Raw genomic sequence first — 16,007 nt, 5'->3', positions numbered from 1 at the left:
ACTATCCTCGCGACCGACGGAGCGGATGATCTGCGTTTCCAGTACGAAGCCCCCGCTCAAGGACATCGTCATGCCCGATACGAAGACCCCCGTGGCGCAGAAGACCGTCACGCTGACCGACAACTCGACCGGTAAGTCGGTGGAGTTGCCCGTGATCGACGGGACCATGGGCCCGAGCGTCATCGACATCCGCAAACTCTATGCCGAAACCGGGATGTTCACCTACGATCCCGGCTTCACCTCGACCGGCTCCTGCGACAGCCAGATCACCTTCATCGACGGCGACGAGGGCGTCCTGCTGCACCGCGGCTACGCCATCGACGACCTGGCGGAGAAGAGCAACTTCCTCGAGGTCTGCTACCTGCTGCTCCATGGCGAGCTGCCGAACGCGGCCCAGGCCGCGGAGTTCGAGCACACCATCACCCGCCACACGATGGTGCACGAGCAGATCCACCACTTCTTCCGCGGCTTCCGCCGCGACGCCCACCCGATGGCGGTGCTGTGCGGCGTCACCGGCGCGCTGTCGGCGTTCTATCACGACTCGACCGACATCCATGACCCGCGCCAGCGCGAGGTCGCGTCGCACCGGCTGATCGCCAAGCTGCCGACGCTGGCCGCCATGGCCTACAAGTATTCGGTCGGCCAGCCCTTCATGTACCCGCGGAACGATCTCAGCTTCGCCGAGAACTTCCTGTACATGACCTTCGCCGTGCCGGCGGAGCCGTACAAGGTGAACCCGGTGCTGTCCCGCGCCATGGACCGCATCCTGATCCTGCACGCCGACCACGAGCAGAACGCCTCGACCTCGACCGTGCGCCTCGCCGGCTCCAGCGGCGCCAACCCCTTCGCATGCATCGCCGCCGGCATCGCCTCGCTGTGGGGCCCGGCCCATGGCGGCGCCAACGAGGCGGTGCTGAAGATGCTGGGCGAGATCGGCACCAAGGACCGCGTCGGCGAATTCGTCAAGCGCGCCAAGGACAAGGACGATCCGTTCCGCCTGATGGGCTTCGGCCACCGCGTCTACAAGAACTACGACCCGCGCGCCAAGGTGATGCGCGCCACCTGCTACGAGGTGCTGGAGGAGCTCGGCATCAAGGACCCGCTGCTCGACCTCGCCATGGCGCTGGAGAAGATCGCGCTCGAGGACGAGTACTTCGTCGAGCGCAAGCTGTACCCGAATGTCGACTTCTATTCGGGCATCATCCTGAAGGCGATGGGCTTCCCGACCAGCATGTTCACCGTGCTGTTCGCGGTGGCCCGCACCGTCGGCTGGATCGCGCAGTGGACCGAGATGATCGGCGACCCGCACCAGAAGATCGGGCGGCCCCGCCAGCTCTTCACCGGCCACACGCCGCGCGACTTCGTACCGCTGAGCGGGCGTGGCTAAGCGAGGCACCCAGATCGACCGCACCGGCCCGAGCGCCCCAGGGCGCGCGGGCCGGCCGGTCGGCATTTCGACCATGCCGCGGCTGCGGGCGGTGCCCCGGGCCGCGAACACGAACCGGGCGCCGCTGCGCGCCAAGCTCCGCACCGCCGCCGCCATCCTCGCGGTCCTCGCCGGGGCCGCGCTGCTGACCTACCTGTTTTCCTGACACCCAGCTTTCCGCGGGCCGGATCGGGAACAAATCCCGGACTCCGGCCTTGACGGTGCATCGCCATCCGGCGTCGCCGCGGAGAGTCGCCATGACAAAGCTGATCTGTCTGCTATTGGTCGCGGCGGGCCTGGTGAGCGGCTGCGTCTATGCCGGGGATGGCCATCCGCGCGGCGGCTACGGCAACAATTTCTGCCCGCCGGGACAGGCCAAGAAGGGCAACTGCTGACCGGTCGGCGTCAGGTCCGGCGCCGCCCCTGGCGAATCACGTCGAGCACCACCTGCGCCGCCCGGTCGCCCGGCACGGCACCATCGGGCAGCAGCATCATCCGCGCCACCTCGTCATAAGCCGCCCGCTGGGCGGCAACGGCCGCCGGATCGGTCAGCAGCGTGTCGATCGCGGCGGTCAGCTTCTCCGCCGTGCAGTTCTCCTGCAGCAGCTCCGGCACCGCCGGGCGGTCCAGCATGATATTGACCAGGTTGGCGTATCGGGTCGTGAGCATGCGCCGCACGACGAAGGCCGAGAGCGGGTTGACGCGATAGGCGATGACGCTCGGCACCCGGGCCAGGCCCAGCTCCAGCGCCACCGTGCCGGAGGCGGCGAGCGCGGCGTCGCTGGCGGCGAAAGCATCGTATTTCTCGGCGTCGCCCTCGATCACGATCGGCTCGCCGGGCCAGGACGCGACTGCGTTGCGCACCGGCGCCACCACCGTGTCGACCGTGGGCATGGCCAGGCGCAGCCCGGGATGCCGCGACGCCAACGCCCGCACCGTCTCACCGAACACCGGCAACAGCCGCTGGATCTCGCCGCGCCGGCTGCCGGGCAGCACGGTCAGCAGCCTGGCGTCCGGGGCGATGCCGTGCGTCTGCCGGAACCGGGCGCCGTCGCCCTGCCCGGCCGCGGTCTCGATGATCGGGTGGCCGACATAGGTGGTGGGCAGGCCGTGGCGCTCGAACCAGGGCGGCTCGAACGGCAGTTGCACCATCAGATGGTCGATGAGCTTCGCCAGCTTGCGCGCCCGGCCCGGCCGCCAGGCCCAGACCTTGGGGGCGACGAAATGGACGATCGGGAAAGTCCGGTCCGCCAGCCGGGCCGCGACCCGGGCGTTGAAGGCCAGCCCGTCGATCGACACCATCGCGTCCGGCTTCGCCGCCAGCGCCGCCTCGGCGGTGCGGCGGATCCGATCGAACAGCCGCGGCAGCTGCGGCACCAGCTCGACCGCGCCCATCACCGCGATGTCGGCCAGCGGGAACAGGCTGTCCAGCCCCTCCGCCGCCATCCGGGCGCCGCCGACGCCGCTGAAGCGCACGCCGTCGCCGCAGCGCCGCTTCAGCGCGGACATCAGGCTGGCACCCATCAGGTCGCCCGAGGGCTCGGTCGCCACCAGGAAGACGTGGGGCGCCATCACTCGCCCTCCGCCAGGCAGAGCACGAAAAGGCCGTGCCGGTCGGCCGCCTGCCGCACCGCCTCGGCGTCGATGATCATGGCGCCGCCGGCCTCGACCACGATGCCGCGCAGCCCGGCGGCGGCGGCGAGCTCGACCGTGGTGACGCCGATCGTCGGCGGGTCCAGCCGCACGTCCTGCTGCGGCTTCTTGGCCTTGACCAGCACGCCGCCGGGGCCGGGCCGGGCCAACGGGCCGCAACGGCGCAGCATCGCGTCGGTGCCCTCTGCCGCCTCGACCGCCAGGACGTAGCCGTGCTGCACCACCGCGCCTTGGCCGATGTCGAGCCGGCCGATCTCGCGCGCGATCTCGCGCGCCTTGGCGATGTCGGCCCGGCCCATCTCGTCCGGTGCAGTCCTGGTCAGCAGGCCGGGCCGGGCCAGGAAGTCGTCGATCACCTCGTGCAGGGCGACGAGGTGGAACCCCTCCTCCTGCAGCACCCGGCGCAGCGCCGTCAGCAGCGCGTCGTCGCCGAGCGAGGAAAAGCCGATGCGGGTCAGGATCCGCACCGCCTTGAAGTCCGGCATCAGCTCGAACAGGCTCGGCCGGCGGATGTTGCCGACCGGGCACAGCGTGTGGGCGCCCTGGCGCTTCAGCTCGTCGATCCAGCGGCCGGCGGCGCCCAGCCGGGTCCAGAAATGCGGCACCCCGCCGCCCTCGACCAGGGCCGGGTCGGTCATGCCGCGATAGGCCACGACGACGAAATCCCGCCCGGCCCGGCGGCACGCCTCGACCAGCCGCCCGGGCAGCGGGCCCGCGGCGGCGAGAATGCCGAGCTTATCCGGCATGCCGTCGGCGGGCCGGCTGCATCACGTTGCGGCCGGAATCGGCGTCGATGAAGGCCAGGATGCGCTGCACCACCTCGTTGTCGCCGAATTTCTGCCGCGTCGTCTCGATGCGTTCGGCGAACTGCCCCTCGCCGTCGAACAGCGTGCGGTAGGCGGCCAGCAGCGACTGGATCTGCGGCTTGTTGAAGCCGCGCCGCTTCAGCCCGACCAGGTTCAGCCCGTTCAGCGTCGCGGTCTCGCCGATCGCCAGGCCGAAGGGGATGATGTCGTTGCGCACCGGCGTCATGCCGCCGACGAAGCTGTGGGCCCCCAGCCGCAGGTGCTGGTGGATGGCGCTGTTGCCGCCGATGATGACGTGGTCCTCGATCGTCACATGGCCGGCCAGCACGGCGTTGTTGGCCATGATGATATGGCTGCCGAGGATGCAGTCATGGGCGACATGCGTGTTCACCATGAACATGCAGTTGTCGCCGACCACGGTCTTCATCTTGTCGCCGCGCGTGCCCGGATTCATGGTCACGTGCTCGCGGATCACGTTGTTGGCGCCGATGATCAGCTGCGATTTCTCGCCGGAGAATTTCAGGTCCTGGGGCGGCAGGCCGAGCGAGACGAAGGGAAACACCTTCGTCTTCGGGCCGATGCTGGTGCGGCCGGCGACCACGACATGCGAGATCAGCTCGACCTCGTCACCCAGCTCCACATCGGGGCCGACGGTGCAGAACGGACCGATCTTGACGCCGGCCCCGAGCTTCGCCGCGGGGTCGACCAGCGCCATCGGATGGATGGTAACAGAACTCATAGATCGTCCATGATCATGGCGGCGAATTCGGCCTCTGCCACCAGCGTGCCGTCGACCTTCACCTCGCCTGCGAACTTCCAGACGTTGCGGCGCTGGTGCAGCTTGCGGACGTGAACGCGGAGGCTGTCGCCCGGCGTCACCGGCCGGCGGAAGCGGGCGCTGTCGACGGTCATGAAATAGACCAGCTTGCCCTTGGCGCTCTCGCCCAGCGTCGCGACCACCAGCACGGCCGCTGTCTGGGCCATGGATTCGACGATCATCACGCCCGGCATCACCGGGTAACGCGGGAAGTGGCCCTGGAAGAAGCCCTCGTTGATGGTGACGTTCTTGATCCCGGTGCAACTCTCGTCCGGCACCACATCGATCACGCGATCCACCAGGATCATCGGATAGCGGTGCGGGATCATCTCCATGATCTTGAGGATGTCCAGCTGCGACACGTTCTTCTTGTCGCCGGCGGCTCCGTCCATCTCAGTCGCCCTTCCCTTCGGCTAGACGCGCTAGCATGACCTGCTGCCGGAAAAACTGCCGCTTCGGGATCGCGGGGGCGCCCACCACCTCCGCACCGGGGTCGACGTCGCGCATCACCCCCGCATTCGCGGCGATCTTAGCCCCTGCACCAATGGTGAGATGGCCCGCGACACCAGCCTTGGCAGCCAGAACGGCGAAATCGCCCAACTTGGTGCTCCCCGCCACGCCTGCCTGCGCGACGATGACGGCGCCTCGTCCGACCTGCACGTTGTGCCCGATCTGCACCAGATTATCAATCATCGCCCCCCGGCCGATCACCGTGTCCGGACCGGCCCCGCGGTCGATGGTGGAGTTGGCGCCGACCTCGACATCGTCCTCGATGATGACGCGGCCCAGCTGCGGCAGGCGGACATGGCCCTCGGCGTCCATGGCGAAGCCGAAGCCGTCCTGGCCGATGCGGGCACCGGGATAGATCGTGACCCGCGCGCCGACGAGGCAATGGCTGAGCGATGCCCCCGCCCCGATCACGCTGCGGTCGCCCAGCACCACGCCGGCGCCGACCACGGCGTTCGGGCCGATCCGGCAGAAGGATCCGATCTCGGCCCCGGCCTCGACCACGGCGCCGGGCCCGATCTCGACCCCTTCGCCGATCCTGGCCGCCGGGTCGACCGTCGCAGAGGCCGCGATGCCGGGGCGCGCCAGCGGCGCCGGGAAGAAGGCCTGGGCGATCAGCGCATAGCCCTTGTAGGGCTTGGGCGTCAGCAGCAGCGCCATGCCGGCCGGCGCCCGGTCGGCCAGGGCCGGGGCGACCACGCAGGCGCCGGCCTTGCTGGCGGCGAAGGCGTCGACATATTTGCGGTTGTCGAGGAAGCTGATGTCGTCCGGGCCGGCCGCGTCGAGCGGCGCGACGCTGGCGATCGGCCGGTCCGGGTCAGCCCCCTGCGCCAGGGTCGCGCCGGCGATCTCGGCGAGGCGACCGAGCGGGAACGGACCGGCGCTGCGAAAGAATCGCGGATCGGGCATGGACGCACTCTCTGTTCACGGCTGGCGGGCGGCGGCGATCCCGCACCGATCAACGAAAGCGGCGCCGGCCTTCGCCGGCGCCGCGGATAGTCGGGCGACCGCGGAAGCGGACGGGTGCCGCCAATCAGAATCTCGTGCCGAAGCTGATGTGCAACTGCTCCTGCTTGTCGTAGTCGCGCTTGGCGAAGGGATAGGCGTAGTCGAGGCGGATCGGCCCGAAGGGCGAGGCCCAGGACACGCCGACGCCGGCCGAGGCGCGAAGCGCCGTGTCGTCGACGATGCCGGCGCCGTGATCGTCCGACCCCCACAGCGTGCCGAAATCGCTGAAGGCGTGGCCCTGCAGGGCGAATTCGCTGGGCAGGCCGAGCGGGAAGCTGAGTTCGACGGTGCCGAGGGCGAAATTGTTGCCGCCCAGCGCGTCCTTGTCGTCGGAATTGAGGTCGCGCGGGCCGATGCCGCCGGTCTGGAAGCCGCGGAACGAGTTGCCGCCCAGGAAGAAGCGGTCGTTGATCCGGACGTCCTCGCCGAGGCCGAAGATGTTGCCGACCTGGCCGCCGATGTTCAGCACCATGGAGTCGGTGACCGGGTAGTACCAGTCGGCGCTGAGCTGGGTCTTGAAGTAGTGCACGTCGCCGCCGAGGCCCGCGACCTCGTTCGAGAGCGTGATGCGGTAGCCGTCGGTCGGGTTGATGCGGCTGTCCAGCCGGTCATAGGTCAGGGTCTGCTGCACCGCGGAGGACAGCGTGTTGCCCTCCTGCTCCCTGATGAAGCGCGACGCGTCGTCGCTGACGTCCGAGATCTGCCGGTAGTTCAGGCGGTAGCGCAGGGTCTGCCGCAGGTTCTCGCTCAGCGGATAGCCCATGCGCAGCGCGAAGCCGGTGTTGGTTTCGTCGTAGGAGCTGAAGCTCTGGTTGTCGCGGGTGGTCCGGAACAGGTCGACGCCCGCCGCGAGGTTGCGGCCGAGGAAATACGGCTCGGTGAAGCTCAGGTCGATCTGCGAGGACACGCCGCTGAGCGAGGTCGACAGCCGCAGGTCCTGGCCGCGGCCGAGCAGGTTGCGCTCGCGGATGGTGACGTCGCCGAGCGGACCGTCGCTGGTCGAGTAGCCGACGCCGAGCTGCAGTTCGCCGGTCGACTGTTCGGCCACGGCGGCCTGGATCACCGTCTGGTCCGGGGCCGTCCCCGGGGTCGGCTTGATGTCGACCTTGCTGAAGAAACCGAGGTTGCGGATGTTGGTCTCGGACTTCTTGAGCCGCGAGGCGTTGAACGGGTCGCCTTCGGCCAGCTCGAACTCGCGGCGGATCACCTCGTCCGCGGTGCGGACGTTGCCGCTGATGTCGATGCGCTCGACGAAGACGCGCGGGCCTTCGGAGATCTCGTAGGTGATCGCGATCAGCTTCTCTTCGCGATTGCGCTGCACCGAGGGCTGGATGTCGACGAAGGCGTATTGCCGGTCGCCGAGATAGGTCGTCAGGGCCTGGATCGTATCCTCGACCGACTTGCTGGAATACCAGTCGCCTTCGTGGCTGACGATGACGGTCTGCAGCTCCTCCGGCGTCACGCCCGGCAGGGCGCTGTTGACGTCGATCTTGCCGAACTTGTAGCGCTCGCCCTCGTCGACCGTGAAGGTGATGAAGAAGCCTTCGCCGTCCGGCGCCAGCTCCGACACCGCCGAGACCACGCGGAAATCGGCGTAGCCGCGGTTCAGGTAGAAGCGGCGCAGCATCTCCTGGTCGACCGCCAGGCGATCCGGGTCATAGGTGTCGTTGGAGGCGAGGATGTTCCACCACTCGGTCTCCTTGGTCAGGATCTCGTCGCGCAGCTCGCCGTTGGAGAAGGCGCGGTTGCCGACGAAGTTGATCCGCTCGATCTTGGCCAGATCGCCCTCGCGGATCTCGAACACCAGGTTCACGCGATTCTGGTCGAGCTGGATGATCTTCGGCTCGACCGCGACGGCGAAGCGGCCGCTGCGGCGGTAGAGCTGCTGGATGCGGTCGGCGTCGCTCTGCGCCTTGGTCCGGGTGTAGACCTGCCGCGGGCGCCCCTCGATCTCCGCCGTCAGCTTGGTGTCGTCGAAGCGGTCGTTCCCCTCGAACGCGATCTCGTTGATGATCGGGTTCTCCTCGACGACCACCACCAGGCTCGATCCCTCGCGCCGGATCTGGACGTTGGAGAACAGGCCGGTCGCGAACAGGCTCTTGACGGATTCGTCGACGCCGCGGTCGCTGTAGTCGTCACCCGGCTTGATCGCCATGTAGGAGATCACGGTGGCGGGCTCGATCCGCTGCGACCCCTCGACCTTGACGTCGGCGATGGTCCCTCCGCCGCGGGTCTGCGCCGGCGCCGCCATGGGCGCGGTACCAAGAGCGACAGCCGCCACGGCCGCGAGCCAGAGTCGGGAGGTCACGGTCGACATCGGTTTCTGCTTTCCCCTCAAACTCACACCCATGCCTTTCGCCCCCGACAGACCGGGCGCGAGAGGTTTGACGAACGACCGCCGCCCCCAGCGTCAGCGGCTGCGGATCCCGGCGAGTCACCCCCGCCGCGATCCGGTAACACGTCCCGGCTCAGGACACCAAGCCTTTGAAAAAGGCCACTACCTTGAGTTGGACCAGGTCGTTCCAGGTCGCGAAGAGCATCAGGGTTAATACCAAAGCAAGCCCAAGGCGGAAACCGTATTCTTGGGCGCGCGCGCCGAGCGGACGGCCGCGGAGCGCCTCGATCGCGCAGAACAGCAGGTGGCCGCCGTCCAGCATCGGGATCGGCACCAGGTTGATCAGGCCGAGATTGATCGACAGGATCGCCATGAACCAGAGCAGCGCCACGATGCCGACCTGGTAGACCTCGCCCGACATCTGGGCGATGCGGATCGGGCCGCCGAGATCCTCGGTGCCGCGCTGGCCGGAGACCATCTGGCCGAGCGCCGAGGCGGTCATCGACACGATCTCCCAGCTCTCGCTGACCGACATCCGCGCCGCTTCGGCGACGCCATAGGGCCCGGTGTCGGCGGCGATGCCGAGGCGCCAGATGGTGGCCGAACCGCCATCGGTCGTCGGCACCGTCTCCTGCCGCGGGGTCAGGGCGAAGCTCAGCGCCTCGCCGTCGCGGTCGATGCCGATCGTCACGGCCTTGCCGCCGCCGTTGCGGACCGCGATGCCGAGCTCGGCGAAGCGGTCGACCGCAGTGCCGTCGATGCTGGTGATCCGGTCCCCCGACCGGACCCCGGCCTCGGCCGCGGCGCCGCCGGCCGAGACATCGCCCACCACCGCCGGCGGGAAGGGATGGCCGCCGATCAGGAACAGGAAGAACAGGGCGACGATCGAGAACAGGAAATTCGCGATCGGCCCGGCGGCGGCGATGGCGGCGCGCTGGCCCACCGGCTTGTGGTGGAACGACACCGCCCGCTGGTCTTCGTTCATGCCGTCCAGCGCCGCGCTCGCCGGGCTGGACGCCGCGTCGGCGTCGCCGAACATCTTCACGTAGCCGCCGAGCGGCACGACGCTGAACTTCCAGCGGGTGCCGTGCCGGTCGTTGAAGCCGAACAGCTCCGGCCCGAAGCCGATCGAGAAGGTCTCGACCCGCACCCCGTTGCGGCGGGCGACCCAGTAGTGGCCGAACTCGTGCACGAAGACGAGGACGGTCAGCACGACCAGGAACGGGATCAGATAGGTGAACAGCGTCATATGGTCCTCTCGGCCAGAGGGCCTATGTAGGCCCGCTCGCCCGCGAATTCAAAGCGCAGAGGCGCGCCGTCGCGCCTCTGCGTCGATGGCGAACACCTCGTCCAGAGTCGCCACAGCTTGTGCCGGAATCATGGCAAGGGTGCCTTCGACGATGCGCTCGATGTCGAGGAAGCCGATCCGCCCCTCCAGGAACGCCGCCACCGCCACCTCGTTGGCGGCGTTCAGCACGGTCGCGGCCGAGCCGCCCTGCCGCAGGCACTCCCGGGTCAGCCGCAGCGCCGGGAACCGCTCGGGGTCCGGGTGCTGGAAGTCCAGCCGGGCGATCCGGGCCAGGTCCAGCGCGGCGCAGGGCGTCTCCATCCGCTCCGGCCAGGCCAGGGTGTAGGCGATCGGCACCCGCATGTCGGGCACCCCCAGCTGGGCCAGCACCGAGCCGTCGGCGTAGTCGACCAGACTGTGGATCACCGACTGCGGATGGACCACGATCTCGATCCGGTCCTCCGGCATGGCGAAGAGGTGCGACGCCTCGATCAGCTCGAGCCCCTTGTTCATCAGGGTGGCGCTGTCGACCGAGATCTTGGCGCCCATGCTCCAGTTCGGATGCGCCACCGCCTGGGCCGGCGTGGCCGCCGCCATGCGCTCGCGGCTCCATTCCCGGAACGGTCCGCCGGAGGCGGTCAGGATCAGCCGCCGCACCTTCTCGCCGGGCTGGAACACCTGGAAGATGGCGTTGTGCTCGCTGTCCACCGGCAGCAGCGTGGCGCCGTGCCGCCGCACCTCGGCCATCATCAGCTCGCCGGCGCAGACCAGGCACTCCTTGTTGGCGAAGGCGACCATGGCGCCGCGCCGGATCGCGGTCAGGATCGGCTGCAGGCCGGCGGCGCCGACGATCGCGCCCATCACCCATTCCGCCGGCCGGGCCGCAGCCGCCACCACCGCCTCCGCGCCGCCCGCGGCCTCGATGCCGCTGCCGGACAGGGCGGCCTTCAGCGCCGGATAGGCCGCCTCGTCCGCCACGGCGGCGTAGCGGGCGCCGAGCTGCCGGGCGATCGCCGCCAGCCGCTCCGCATCCCTGTTGGCCGTCACCGCCTCGACCGTGAAGCGCTCCGGCGACCGGCCGATGAGGTCGACGGTGCTGGCGCCGACCGAACCGGTGGCGCCGAGGATGGTGACGGAGCGCGGAGCCTCCGGGGATGGGGCCGAGATCATCTGAAAGACGCATCCAAAAGGGCTGTGAACAGGGCGAAAAACGGCGCCGCGGCCAGCAGGCCGTCGATCCGGTCTAGCACGCCGCCATGGCCGGGGATCAGATCGCCGCTGTCCTTGACGCCGTAGTGGCGCTTGACCGCGGATTCGGCGAGGTCCCCGGCCTGCGCCACCAGGGCGAGCAGCGCGGCACCGGGGACGGCGAGGATCGCCGCACCGGCGCGGTGCAGCACCGCGATCGCGGCGGCGCCGGCCACGGCCGCCAGGCCGGCCCCGCCGATCAGCCCGGCCCAGGTCTTCTTCGGGCTCAGCCGCGGCGCCAGCCTGGGCCCGCCGATCCAGCGGCCGAAGATGTAGCCGCCGATATCCGTGGCCCAGACCACCAGCAGCAGCCAGATCACCGGCTGCCAGCCATCCTGGCGCAGATGCAGCAGCGCGACCACCGTCAGGCCGAGATAGGGCAGCCCCAGCGCCGGCATCCGGCCGGGCGTGCCGAGGCGCAGGTTGACGGCGACGTCGAAGGCCGCCGTCGCCGCGGCCAGCACGATCAGGCCGGCGACGGCGCCGGCGCAGCCTGTGGCGACGGTCACGGCGAGAATTCCGAGGCCGGCGGACACCCGGACCCAGCCGGGCGGCCGCCGCCGCAGCACCAGCCGCAGCCATTCGTCGACCCCGAGCACGCCGAGCAGCGCGACGATCACCGCGAACTCCCATCGGCCTACATAGACGGCGGCGAGGATCAGCGGTCCGAGAACGAGGCTGGAGAGGATCCGCAGCGAGAGGTTGCTGCGCTTCGCTTGAGGGCTATTGGCCACCGACAGCGCCATAACGACGTTCCCGTCGCCGGAACTCGGCGAGGGCGGACTCCAGGTCGGCATGGCCGAAATCCGGCCACAGCGTGTCGACGAAGACCAGCTCGGCATAGGCCGCCTGCCACAGCAGGAAGTTGCTGATCCGCTGCTCGCCGCTGGTGCGGATGATCAGGTCGGGGTCGGGCAGGTCGGCGGTGAACAGGCGGTCGGCGAACAGCCGCTCGTCGATCGCCTCCGGCGACAGGGCGCCCGACGCGACCTCGCGCGCCAGCCGGCGCGCCGCCTCGCTGATCTCCTGCCGGGCGCCATAGCTGAGCGCGACGGTGAGGTTGAGGCGGGTGTTGTCCTGGGTCAGCGTCTCGCTCTCGGCCAGGAGATCGACGATGTCCGGGGCCAGCCGGCCGCGGTCGCCGATGAAGCGCAGCCGCACGCCCTTCTTGTGCAGGGCCTTGAGCTCGCCGCGCAGGAAGAAGCGCAGCAGCTTCATCAGCTCGCCGACCTCGAGGATCGGCCGGCGCCAGTTCTCGGTCGAGAAGCCGAACAGCGTCAGGTAGCCGACGTCGAGCGCGATCGCGGCGTCGATGGTCCGCTGGACGGCGTGGACACCCTGGCGATGGCCGATCGCGCGCGGCAGGCCCTGGGCGGTCGCCCAGCGGCCGTTGCCGTCCATGATGATCGCGACATGGAGCGCGGGCTGGTCCTCGGCCTTGGGGGCGAAACGGTGCATCCCGGTGCTCAGACCTGGAGGATTTCTTTTTCCTTCTGCGCCGCCACGTCGTCGATCTCGCGGATGCGGGCGTCGGTCAGGCCCTGGATCTTGTCGGCCAGGCGCTTGTGCTCGTCCTCGGAGATCTCGTGGTCCTTCTCGGCCCGCTTCAGCGCGTCCATGCCGTCGCGGCGGACGTTGCGCACCGCGACGCGGGCGGCCTCGGCGTATTTGCCGGCGACCTTGGTCAGCTCGCGCCGGCGCTCCTCGCTCAACTCCGGCAGCGGTACGCGGACGGTCTGGCCTTCGGTCTGCGGGTTCAGGCCCAGGCCGGAATCGCGGATCGCCTTCTCCACCGATTTGACCGCGCTGCGGTCCCAGACGGTCACCGTCAGCATCCGCGGCTCCGGCACGCCGATGGTGCCGACCTGGTTCAGCGGCATCTGGGCGCCGTAGACGTCGACCGTGATCGGCTCGAGCAGGCTGATGCTGGCGCGGCCGGTGCGCAGACCGGCAAGATCCTTGCGCAGGGACTCCAGAGCACCCGCCATGCGGCGGGAGATGTCGTCGAGATCGGCTTTGGCCACGCTCAGCCCTCCTCGGTCACGATGGTGTAGCGTCCCTGCCCTGCGACCACCTCCGCGAACGCGCCATGCTCGTTGATGGAGAAGACCAGGATCGGGATCTTGTTCTCACGGGCCAGCGAGATCGCCGCATGATCCATGACGCGGAGATCTTTCGCCAGCACGTCCATATAGGTCAAGCGATCGAAGCGCTTGGCCCCGGCGACCCTGAGCGGGTCGGCGTCGTAGACGCCGTCGACCTGCTTGCCCATGAGCATGGCGTCGCAGCCCATCTCGGAGGCCCGCAACGCGGCGCCGGTGTCGGTGGTGAAAAACGGGTTGCCGGTGCCGGCGACGAAGATGACGACGCGGCCCTTCTCCATGTGCCGGATCGCCCGGCGACGGATATAGGGCTCGCACACCGTCTGCATCGGGATGGCCGAGACCACGCGGGTGTGCAGGCCCTTGTGCTCGCAGGCGCTCTGCAGCGCCAGGCCGTTCATCACCGTGGCCAGCATGCCCATGTAGTCGGCGGTGGCGCGCTCGATGCCGGAGGCGGCGCCGCTGATGCCGCGGAAGATGTTGCCGCCGCCGACCACCATGCAGATCTCGACGCCGAGGGCGTGGACCTGCGCGACGTCATCGGCGATGCGCCCCACGATCTTCGGGTCGATGCCGTAGTCCTGGTCGCCCATCAGGGCTTCCCCGGAAATCTTCAACAGCACCCGTCGATACTGGGCCGCCTTCGCCATGTCGCTCCACTCCCCTCAGCGCCGCCGATCTGGTTCCGGTTCAGCGGCCCAGCGTGGCCGCCACTTCCGCCGCGAAGTCGCCCTGGTCCTTCTCGATGCCCTCGCCGAGCACGAAGCGGACGAAGCCGGTCACCGCGACCGGGGCGCCGGCATCCTTGGCCGCAGCCTCGATCGCCGCGCGGACCTTGGTCTCGCCGTCCAGCACCCAGACCTGCTCGTGCAGCACCACTTCCTCGTAGTACTTGCGAATCCGGCCCTCGACCATCTTCTCGATGATCGCCTCGGGCTTGCCGCTGGCGCGGGCCTGCTCGACCAGCACGGCGCGCTCGCGCTCCAGGTTGCTGGCGTCGACATCGGCGATGTGCAGCGCGTCCGGCCGGGCCGCCGCGACATGCATCGCGACCTGCTTGCCGAAGGCTTCGAGCTTGGCCTTGTCGCCGGTCGATTCCAGCGCCACCAGCACGCCGATCTTGCCCAGGCCCGGGGCGACCGGGCTGTGGATATAGGCGGCGACGACGCCGTCCGACACCGACAGGGCGGCGCTGCGGCGCAGGCTGATGTTCTCGCCGATGGTGGCGACCAGGTGCGTCACCTCCTCGGCGGCGGTGCGGCCGGTGCCGGGATAAGCGCTGGCGGCCAGCGCCTCGACATCGCCGTTCGCCGCAAGGGCGAGGCCGGCCAGGGTCGAGACCAGGCCCTGGAACTTGTCGTTGCGCGACACGAAGTCGGTCTCGGAATTGACCTCGACCAGCGCACCGCGGGTGCCCTCGACGGCGGCGCCGACCAGGCCCTCGGCGGCGACGCGGCCGGCCTTCTTGGCGGCAGCCGCCAGGCCCTTCTTGCGCAGCCAGTCGACCGCGGCCTCCAGGTCGCCACCGCTCTCGCCCAGCGCCTTCTTGCAATCCATCATGCCGGCGCCGGTCTTCTCACGAAGCTCCTTCACCAGCGCTGCGGTGATCTCCGCCATATCGTCCTCGCATTCCGTTCGTTCGGCGCCGCGCCCCACCGGTCGCAGGCACCCTCATCGACAGAAAGGGGCGGCTTTCTGGGCCGCCCCTGGTTCGCTCTCGGCTCAGGCGGCCGGCTGTTCCGCCTCGCCGGTCTCGGCCGCCGGCGGCGGCAGTGCCTCCTCGGCCGGGGCTTCCTCCATCGCGCCGACATCGGCGCCGCTCGCGCTCATCTCGGCCTGGATGCCGGAGATGACCGCGCCGGAGAACAGCTCGCAGTAGAGCTCGATCGCGCGCAGCGCGTCGTCATTGCCCGGCACCGGGAAGGTGATGCCGTCGGGGCTGGAGTTGCTGTCGAGCACGGCCACGACCGGAATGCCGAGCTTCGCGGCTTCCAGGACCGCGATCGATTCCTTGTTGGTGTCGATGATCACCAGGATGTCGGGCAGGCCGCCCATGTCCCGGATGCCGCCCAGCGCCTTTTCGAGCTTGTCGCGCTCGCGGGTCAGGGTCAGCTGCTCCTTCTTGGTCAGGCCGACCGCGCCCTGGGCGAGCTGCTCGTCCATCTCCTTCAGGCGGCGGATCGACTGCGACACCGTCTTCCAGTTGGTCAGCATGCCGCCGAGCCAGCGGTGGTTGACGTAGTACTGGCCGCAGCGCTTGGCCCCGTCGGCGATCTTGTCCTGCGCCTGGCGCTTGGTGCCGACGAAGAGGACGCGGCCGCCATTGGCGACGACGTCGCGGACCGCGTCGAGCGCCCGGTGCAGCATCGGCACGGTCTGCTCGAGGTCGATGATGTGCACGCCGTTGCGCACGCCGAAGATGAACGGCGCCATCTTCGGGTTCCAGCGGCGGGTGTGGTGGCCGAAATGCGCGCCGGCTTCGAGGAGCTGGCGCATGGTGAAGGTCGGCGTAGCCATGGGTCGGAAGGTCCTTTTTCCGGTTGTTCCGCCGCGGGCCTTGCCTCCCGCCGCACCGCGGATTGCGGATATGGCGAAAGGCACCGGAGCGACCAAGCCACTGCCGTGGCAGGCCGCGATGCCCGCGTGTGGGATTGACGACGGCGCGGTTGATACGCCCTGCGCCCGGGAAATGCAAGTCGGGGGGGGGGGTGGGTTTGTGGTGGGGGGGGGATACAAACACCCCCCGCGGCGGGGGGGGGCCCCGCGCCCGCGGCCCCCCCCCGGCGCCGCCCCCCCACGCGGAGAGTAAAAAAAAAA

17 protein-coding genes are annotated in these 16,007 nt (G+C 69.5%); 3 read left to right on the top strand and 14 right to left on the bottom strand.

Annotated features, from left to right (window positions below):
* The first annotated feature begins 70 nt into the window (after positions 1–70).
* From ACFW16_RS15325 to ACFW16_RS15315, 3 genes are all read left to right on the top strand, one after another.
* Complete coding sequence (locus ACFW16_RS15325) at positions 71–1,387, top strand: citrate synthase (RefSeq protein ID WP_380306380.1); 1,317 nt, start codon at positions 71–73, stop codon at positions 1,385–1,387.
* Positions 1,380–1,592, top strand: a complete 213-nt coding sequence (locus ACFW16_RS15320) for a hypothetical protein (protein WP_380306378.1) — start codon at positions 1,380–1,382, stop codon at positions 1,590–1,592. Before ACFW16_RS15325 ends, ACFW16_RS15320 begins: the two co-directional genes overlap by 8 nt.
* Before the next feature lie 91 nt (positions 1,593–1,683).
* Entirely contained in the window at positions 1,684–1,821 is a 138-nt protein-coding gene (locus tag ACFW16_RS15315) for a hypothetical protein (RefSeq protein WP_186002474.1), read from the top strand.
* Between the two features lie 10 nt (positions 1,822–1,831).
* On the opposite strand, the gene lpxB is transcribed toward ACFW16_RS15315, so the two are convergent.
* The 14 genes from lpxB to rpsB all read right to left on the bottom strand — a co-directional run bounded on the left by lpxB (position 1,832) and on the right by rpsB (position 15,707).
* Positions 1,832–2,998: a lipid-A-disaccharide synthase gene (lpxB, locus tag ACFW16_RS15310; protein WP_380306375.1), complete on the bottom strand. Its 1,167-nt coding sequence runs from the start codon at positions 2,996–2,998 to the stop codon at positions 1,832–1,834.
* Positions 2,998–3,825 (bottom strand): LpxI family protein, encoded by an 828-nt coding sequence (locus ACFW16_RS15305; protein WP_380306373.1) that lies wholly within the window; start codon positions 3,823–3,825, stop codon positions 2,998–3,000. The genes lpxB and ACFW16_RS15305 overlap by 1 nt, the downstream gene beginning before the upstream one ends.
* The gene (gene lpxA / locus ACFW16_RS15300) at positions 3,815–4,624 is read right to left on the bottom strand and encodes an acyl-ACP--UDP-N-acetylglucosamine O-acyltransferase (RefSeq protein WP_380306371.1); all 810 of its coding nucleotides are present in this window, start codon (positions 4,622–4,624) and stop codon (positions 3,815–3,817) included. Before lpxA ends, ACFW16_RS15305 begins: the two co-directional genes overlap by 11 nt.
* Entirely contained in the window at positions 4,621–5,094 is a 474-nt protein-coding gene (gene fabZ, locus ACFW16_RS15295; protein ID WP_380306369.1) for a 3-hydroxyacyl-ACP dehydratase FabZ, read from the bottom strand. Before fabZ ends, lpxA begins: the two co-directional genes overlap by 4 nt.
* A gap of 1 nt (position 5,095) precedes the next feature.
* Positions 5,096–6,118, bottom strand: coding sequence for a UDP-3-O-(3-hydroxymyristoyl)glucosamine N-acyltransferase (gene lpxD, locus ACFW16_RS15290; RefSeq protein ID WP_380306367.1), 1,023 nt, complete (start codon positions 6,116–6,118; stop codon positions 5,096–5,098).
* Positions 6,119–6,242: 124 nt separating this feature from the next.
* Positions 6,243–8,534 carry an outer membrane protein assembly factor BamA gene (gene bamA, locus ACFW16_RS15285; RefSeq protein WP_380306365.1) on the bottom strand — a complete coding sequence of 764 codons (2,292 nt, stop codon included), beginning with the start codon at positions 8,532–8,534 and terminating at the stop codon, positions 6,243–6,245.
* 151 nt (positions 8,535–8,685) lie between these two features.
* Positions 8,686–9,801, bottom strand: coding sequence for an RIP metalloprotease RseP (gene rseP / locus ACFW16_RS15280; protein ID WP_380306363.1), 1,116 nt, complete (start codon positions 9,799–9,801; stop codon positions 8,686–8,688).
* A gap of 48 nt (positions 9,802–9,849) precedes the next feature.
* Complete coding sequence (locus tag ACFW16_RS15275; RefSeq protein WP_380306361.1) at positions 9,850–11,010, bottom strand: 1-deoxy-D-xylulose-5-phosphate reductoisomerase; 1,161 nt, start codon at positions 11,008–11,010, stop codon at positions 9,850–9,852.
* A complete protein-coding gene (locus ACFW16_RS15270) occupies positions 11,007–11,822 on the bottom strand; it encodes a phosphatidate cytidylyltransferase (RefSeq protein ID WP_380306359.1) in 816 nt (271 codons plus the stop codon). Before ACFW16_RS15270 ends, ACFW16_RS15275 begins: the two co-directional genes overlap by 4 nt.
* Entirely contained in the window at positions 11,812–12,546 is a 735-nt protein-coding gene (locus ACFW16_RS15265) for an isoprenyl transferase (RefSeq protein ID WP_380306357.1), read from the bottom strand. The genes ACFW16_RS15270 and ACFW16_RS15265 overlap by 11 nt, the downstream gene beginning before the upstream one ends.
* A gap of 8 nt (positions 12,547–12,554) precedes the next feature.
* Positions 12,555–13,076 carry a ribosome recycling factor gene (frr, locus tag ACFW16_RS15260; protein WP_380306550.1) on the bottom strand — a complete coding sequence of 174 codons (522 nt, stop codon included), beginning with the start codon at positions 13,074–13,076 and terminating at the stop codon, positions 12,555–12,557.
* Positions 13,077–13,114: 38 nt separating this feature from the next.
* Complete coding sequence (pyrH, locus tag ACFW16_RS15255) at positions 13,115–13,840, bottom strand: UMP kinase (protein ID WP_380306355.1); 726 nt, start codon at positions 13,838–13,840, stop codon at positions 13,115–13,117.
* Positions 13,841–13,880: 40 nt separating this feature from the next.
* Entirely contained in the window at positions 13,881–14,807 is a 927-nt protein-coding gene (gene tsf / locus ACFW16_RS15250) for a translation elongation factor Ts (protein WP_380306353.1), read from the bottom strand.
* A gap of 105 nt (positions 14,808–14,912) precedes the next feature.
* Entirely contained in the window at positions 14,913–15,707 is a 795-nt protein-coding gene (rpsB, locus tag ACFW16_RS15245; RefSeq protein WP_380306351.1) for a 30S ribosomal protein S2, read from the bottom strand.
* Positions 15,708–16,007 lie beyond the last annotated feature (300 nt).

Origin of the sequence: Inquilinus sp. NPDC058860, from assembly GCF_042743185.1 — a bacterium.
Taxonomy (GTDB): domain Bacteria; phylum Pseudomonadota; class Alphaproteobacteria; order DSM-16000; family Inquilinaceae; genus Inquilinus.
The sequence above is the reverse complement of the archived record's forward strand: the minus strand, read 5'-3'. Positions and strand labels throughout refer to the sequence as shown.

Bases quoted from the DNA above. Each gene is read 5' to 3' on its own strand.
- rseP (WP_380306363.1), bottom strand. From the start codon at position 9,801: ATGACGCTGTTCACCTATCTGATCCCGTTCCTGGTCGTGCTGACCGTC.
- pyrH (WP_380306355.1), bottom strand. From the start codon at position 13,840: ATGGCGAAGGCGGCCCAGTATCGACGGGTGCTGTTGAAGATTTCCGGG.
- ACFW16_RS15315 (WP_186002474.1), top strand. From the start codon at position 1,684: ATGACAAAGCTGATCTGTCTGCTATTGGTCGCGGCGGGCCTGGTGAGC.
- fabZ (WP_380306369.1), bottom strand. From the start codon at position 5,094: ATGGACGGAGCCGCCGGCGACAAGAAGAACGTGTCGCAGCTGGACATC.
- frr (WP_380306550.1), bottom strand. From the start codon at position 13,076: ATGGCGGGTGCTCTGGAGTCCCTGCGCAAGGATCTTGCCGGTCTGCGC.
- lpxB (WP_380306375.1), bottom strand. From the start codon at position 2,998: ATGGCGCCCCACGTCTTCCTGGTGGCGACCGAGCCCTCGGGCGACCTG.
- ACFW16_RS15325 (WP_380306380.1), top strand. From the start codon at position 71: ATGCCCGATACGAAGACCCCCGTGGCGCAGAAGACCGTCACGCTGACC.
- lpxD (WP_380306367.1), bottom strand. From the start codon at position 6,118: ATGCCCGATCCGCGATTCTTTCGCAGCGCCGGTCCGTTCCCGCTCGGT.
- lpxA (WP_380306371.1), bottom strand. From the start codon at position 4,624: ATGAGTTCTGTTACCATCCATCCGATGGCGCTGGTCGACCCCGCGGCG.
- ACFW16_RS15305 (WP_380306373.1), bottom strand. From the start codon at position 3,825: ATGCCGGATAAGCTCGGCATTCTCGCCGCCGCGGGCCCGCTGCCCGGG.
- rpsB (WP_380306351.1), bottom strand. From the start codon at position 15,707: ATGGCTACGCCGACCTTCACCATGCGCCAGCTCCTCGAAGCCGGCGCG.
- ACFW16_RS15265 (WP_380306357.1), bottom strand. From the start codon at position 12,546: ATGCACCGTTTCGCCCCCAAGGCCGAGGACCAGCCCGCGCTCCATGTC.
- bamA (WP_380306365.1), bottom strand. From the start codon at position 8,534: ATGTCGACCGTGACCTCCCGACTCTGGCTCGCGGCCGTGGCGGCTGTC.
- ACFW16_RS15275 (WP_380306361.1), bottom strand. From the start codon at position 11,010: ATGATCTCGGCCCCATCCCCGGAGGCTCCGCGCTCCGTCACCATCCTC.
- tsf (WP_380306353.1), bottom strand. From the start codon at position 14,807: ATGGCGGAGATCACCGCAGCGCTGGTGAAGGAGCTTCGTGAGAAGACC.